General features: G+C 74.5%; 4 protein-coding genes. 2 read left to right on the top strand and 2 right to left on the bottom strand.

Annotation, left to right across the window (positions count from 1 at the left end; translation table 11 throughout):
- Positions 1-261: 261 nt before the first annotated feature.
- Both GTW43_RS03650 and GTW43_RS03645 read right to left on the bottom strand, forming a co-directional pair.
- Positions 262-1,662, bottom strand: a complete 1,401-nt coding sequence (locus GTW43_RS03650; RefSeq protein WP_161300162.1) for an amidase — start codon at positions 1,660-1,662, stop codon at positions 262-264.
- A gap of 104 nt (positions 1,663-1,766) precedes the next feature.
- Positions 1,767-2,765, bottom strand: a complete 999-nt coding sequence (locus GTW43_RS03645; RefSeq protein ID WP_161300161.1) for a D-2-hydroxyacid dehydrogenase — start codon at positions 2,763-2,765, stop codon at positions 1,767-1,769.
- 287 nt (positions 2,766-3,052) lie between these two features.
- Here GTW43_RS03645 and GTW43_RS03640 point away from each other — a divergent pair, with 287 nt between their 5' ends.
- Together GTW43_RS03640 and GTW43_RS03635 are read left to right on the top strand one after the other, a co-directional pair.
- The gene (locus GTW43_RS03640; RefSeq protein WP_161300160.1) at positions 3,053-3,922 is read left to right on the top strand and encodes an aspartate/glutamate racemase family protein; all 870 of its coding nucleotides are present in this window, start codon (positions 3,053-3,055) and stop codon (positions 3,920-3,922) included.
- A partial coding sequence (locus GTW43_RS03635; protein WP_161300159.1) for an aspartate/glutamate racemase family protein occupies positions 3,919-4,625 on the top strand: 707 nt, incomplete at its 3' end. The genes GTW43_RS03640 and GTW43_RS03635, both read left to right, overlap by 4 nt.

The following is a 4,625-nucleotide window of genomic DNA, read 5'->3' as shown; positions in this document are numbered from 1 at the left end:
AGCGCGGGACGCGCATCACGACCGGGCCCGGGGCACCACGACTCGCCCCGTGACGTACCCGCGCCCTGACGGGGCACCACGACACGCCCCGCGACGTAGTCGCAGCCCCGGTGCCGGGCTGACGCCCCCGGAGGGGGCGGGATGGTGGGAGTGGGGGCTCGCTGCGGCGCGGCGGGATTTGCGGGGCGTACGGCGGCCCCGGCGCCGGGGTGGGCACGCCCCGCCAGGGGCGCGGGCTCGTCGCGGCGCGGCAGGCCCGGACTACCGCACCCCCACCACCCCCACCGCGCCGGAGGCGTACAACGCATGGCCCGCGCGAAGCACCAGCGCGTCGGCGTGCCGCGCCGCGACGAGCTGGAGCCCGACCGGGAGCCCCTCCGCGTCGAGCCCCACCGGCACCGTCGCCGCCGGCTGCTGCGTCAGGTTGAAGGGGTACGTGAACGGGGTCCAGCCGGTCCAGCGCCGCAGCCCCGACCCCTTCGGCACCTCGACCCCCGCCTCGAACGCGGTCAGCGGCATCGTCGGCGTCACCAGCAGGTCGTACGTCTCGTGGAAGGCGCCCATGCGCCGCCCGAGCGCCATCCGCGTGTCCACCGCCGCCAGGTAGTCGAGCGCGCTGTACCGCGCCCCCTGCGCACAGATCTCCCGCAGCCCGGGGTCGAGCAGTTCCCGCTGGGCCGGCGACAGCTGCTGCACGACGCGTGCCGCCCCGCTGAACCAGAGCACCTGGAACGCGTCGACCGGGTCCGTGAAGTCCGGGTCGACCTCCTCCACGTACGCACCGAGTTCCGCGAGCCGCGTCACCGCCGCCCGCACCGCCGCCGCGACCCCGGGCCGCACCGCGACCTGCCCGCCGAGCGACGGCGAGAACGCCACGCGCAGCCCGCGCACCCCGCCCTCCAGGCCGTCCCGGAAGCTGCCGGTGACCGGCCCGAGCCCGGACCAGTCCCGCGCGTCGGGGCCGGTGATCACGTCCATCATCAGCGCCGCGTCCGCCGCGCTGCGCGTCATGGGGCCGACGTGCGACAGCGTGCCGAACGCCGACGCCGGGTAGAGCGGCACCCGCCCGTACGTCGGTTTCAGGCCGAAGATCCCGCAGAAGGAGGCGGGGATGCGGACCGAGCCGCCCCCGTCGGTACCGAGGGAGAGCGGCCCCGCGCCGACGGCCACCGCCGCCGCGCTGCCCCCGCTGGATCCGCCCGCGGTGCGCGACGTGTCGTACGGATTGCGGGTGACGCCCGACAGCGGGGAGTCGGTGACGCCCTTCCAGCCGAACTCGGGCGTCGTCGTCCGCCCCACGAACACCGCCCCGTGCTCGCGCAGCCGCGCGACCGACGGCGCGTCCTCGTCCCAGCGGCCCTCGGCGCGTACGGTCCGGGATCCGCGCAGCGTCGGCGCCCCGCGCTGCAGCAGGATGTCCTTCACGGTGACGGGCACCCCGTCGACCAGCCCCTGCGGCTCCCCGCGCCGCCAGCGCTCGGCGCTGGCCTCCGCCGCCGCGAGGGCGCCCTCCGGGTCGATCCGCACGAACGCGTTGAGCGACGGCTCCGTCGCCTCGATCCTGGCGAGCACCGCCCGGGTGGCGTCGACGGGGCTGAACTCGCCCTTGCGGTAGCCGTCGACGAGGTCCTGCGCGGTCAGTCCGGTGAGCTCGGTCGTCATCCGCCCTCCAGCAGCGAGAGTCAGCGATCAGGTCCGTCGGGTCCAGCAGGTCGGTCGGGGTCCGGCCGGTCGATCAGGTCCGGCCGGCCGATCGATCGGACCCGTCAGTTCCCGGGGACATACCCACGTTTCTTGTCCACTACATTCGTCAGTGGCCGACCCGCCGCCCACCGCTCGTACAACTCCACGAACTGGCGCCCGAGTTCGTCCCGCCAGCCCACCGTGTCGCCGCTCATGTGGGGGGACACGATCAGCCCCGGTGCCGTCCACAGCGGGCTGTCCGCGGGCAGCGGCTCGTCCTCGAAGACGTCGAGTGCCGCGCCGTCGATCCACCGTTTGCGCAGCGCGTCGAGGAGGTCGTCCTCGACGACCAGCGGGCCGCGCCCCACGTTCAGGAACCGGGCCGACGGCTGCATCGCCCCGAACCGGCGCGCGTCGAACATGCCGCGCGTCGCGTCCGTGAGCGGCGCCGCGCACACCACCCAGTCGGCGCGCGCCAGCAGCCGGTCCAGCTCGTCCTGCCCGTGGATGCCGGCCCGCGCCCGCCGTCCCACCAGCGCGGTCGTGATGCCGAGCGCCTTCAGCTGGGCGGCGATCGCCTGCCCGATCGGGCCCGAGCCGACGATGCAGGCCCGGGTCCCGGCGACCCGCTGCGACTCGCGGTGGCGCCAGGTGCGCTCCGACTGGAGGGCGAGCGTGCGGGGCAGGTCCTTGGCCATCGCGAGGACGAGCGCGGCCACGTACTCGGCGATGGGGCGGTCGAAGACGCCGCGCGCGTTCGTCAGGACCGTGTCCGAGCCGGTCAGCTCGGGGAACATCAGCCGGTCCACGCCCGCGCTCGCCGTATGCACCCAGCCGGGCCGGGCGCCAGGACCGGCGGCCGGCCAGGCCTCCCGTACGGCGTCCGAGAGGAAGTCCCACACGAGCAGGACGTCGGCGTCGGGCAGCCGTTCGCGCAGCTCGTCCGCGTCGGCGGCGTGCTCCACCCGGGCCCGGCCGGTGAGGCTGCCGAGCCGGGGTGGCGGGGCGGGGGAGGGGGCGTCGAGGACCAGCACGGTGGGCCGCTCCTGCGGGTCCTGCCGCGGGCGGTCCGGGGCCGACATCTGAGGGAAATCGTCGCGCAACGAGGGTCCGCTTTCCTGGGAGGCGGTCAGTTTCTGAGACATTCGGAGAGATTCGGGCGGGCCGCCTGACATGGGCGGATTGACCACGCTGGCACCTGAATCTAACGTCGTCAACAGGGGTACTCCGTAAGCGGATACCCGCCGCCATCGCTGTCCCGACGTCCCGGCGGTTCGCCGGCCTCCCGCACCACCCGGGCACACCCCGGCACATTCCGGCACCCGGCATCTCCATCACGCATCACGACAGCTGAATGTGGGGCCTGCTCATGGACGTCTCATTCCTGGGGGGACCGCAGCCGCAGCGCGGCGTGGGCGTCGTCGCACCCTTCGACTTCGCCCTCGACCGAGAGCTGTGGCGCTGGGTGCCCGACGAGATCTCCCTCCACCTGACCCGTACGCCGTTCGTGCCGGTCGAGGTCAGCCTCGATCTGGCGCGTCTCGTCAGCGAGCACGAGACGCTCGACGAGGCGGTCCGGGCGCTGACCGCGGCCGAGCCGGAGGTCCTCGCGTACGCGTGCACCTCGGGCAGTTTCGTCGGCGGCATCGCCGGGGAGCGCGCGATGTGCGACGCGATGCGGCGCGCCGCCGAGCTGCCCGCCGTCACGACCTCGGGCGCCCTGCTCGAGGCGCTCGCCGAGCTCGGTGCCCGGCGCGTCGCCCTGGTCACGCCGTACACGGCGTCGGTCACCGAGTCGCTGGAGGCGTTCCTCGCCGAGGCCGGTACGACCGTCACCGGGCGGGCCTATCTCGGTCTGACCCGGCACATCTGGAAGGTGCCGTACCGGGATGTCGCCGCGATGGCCCGGGAGGCGGCGGGCCGCTCCGCCGACGTGCTGTTCATCAGCTGCACGAACCTGCCGACGTACGACGTCATCCCGCAGCTGGAGGCGGAGCTGCGGATCCCGGTGATCTCCGCCAACCAGGTCACGATGTGGGCCGCGCTGAAACGCCTCGGCACGCACGCGGTAGGCCCCTACCAGGCCCTGCTCGACCCGGCGGCCCGCCGCCAGTGGCCGCTGCCCCCGCACCTCCCGCAGGGCCCGCTGCCCGAGGGGCGGCTCACGGAGGGACGGCTCTCCGAGGGGCAGCTCTCCGAAGGGCAACTCCCCGAAGGACAACAGGAAGGATGGGCATGACCGCGCTCGGATTCCTCTACCCGGGACACTCCGCCGAGGACGACTACCCGCGCATCGAGATGCTGCTCGACAGCGACGTACGGCTGCCGGTCGTGCACACCGACATCGGGGAGGACGCCCACCGGGTCGACGCCCTGCTGCGCATGGGCGCACCCGAGCGGCTCGAGGCCGGTGTGGCCGAGCTGCGGCTGGCCGGTGCGGAGGCGGTGGTGTGGGCGTGCACGTCCGCGAGCTTCGTCTTCGGCTGGGAGGGCGCGCACGACCAGGTGCGGGCGCTCGCGCGGGCCGCGGGGCTGCCCGCGTCCAGCACCTCGTTCGCCTTCGCGCACGCGCTGGGGGAGCTCGGGGTGCGCCGGGTCGCGGTCGCGGCGACCTATCCGGAGGACGTCGCCGCGTACTTCGCCGAGTTCCTCACGGCGGCCGGGGGCGAGGTGCTCTCCGTGCGGGGCAGCGGGATCATCACCGCGGCCGAGGTCGGTACGTGGGGCCGGGACGAGGTGCTGGCGATGGCGCGGGCCGGCGATCACCCGGACGCGGAGGCGGTGCTGCTGCCGGACACGGCCCTGCACACGGCGGCGTACATCGAGGCACTGGAGCGGGACCTGGGCAAGCCGGTGCTCACCGCGAACCAGGTCACGGTCTGGGAGGCGCTCAGGCTGGCGGGCCGCCGCGTGAACGCTCCCGCGCTCGGGCGGCTGTTCAC

The sequence above is a fragment of the Streptomyces sp. SID5785 genome (assembly GCF_009870065.1).
In the GTDB taxonomy this organism is placed as follows: domain Bacteria; phylum Actinomycetota; class Actinomycetes; order Streptomycetales; family Streptomycetaceae; genus Streptomyces.
The sequence above is the reverse complement of the archived record's forward strand: the minus strand, read 5'-3'. Positions and strand labels throughout refer to the sequence as shown.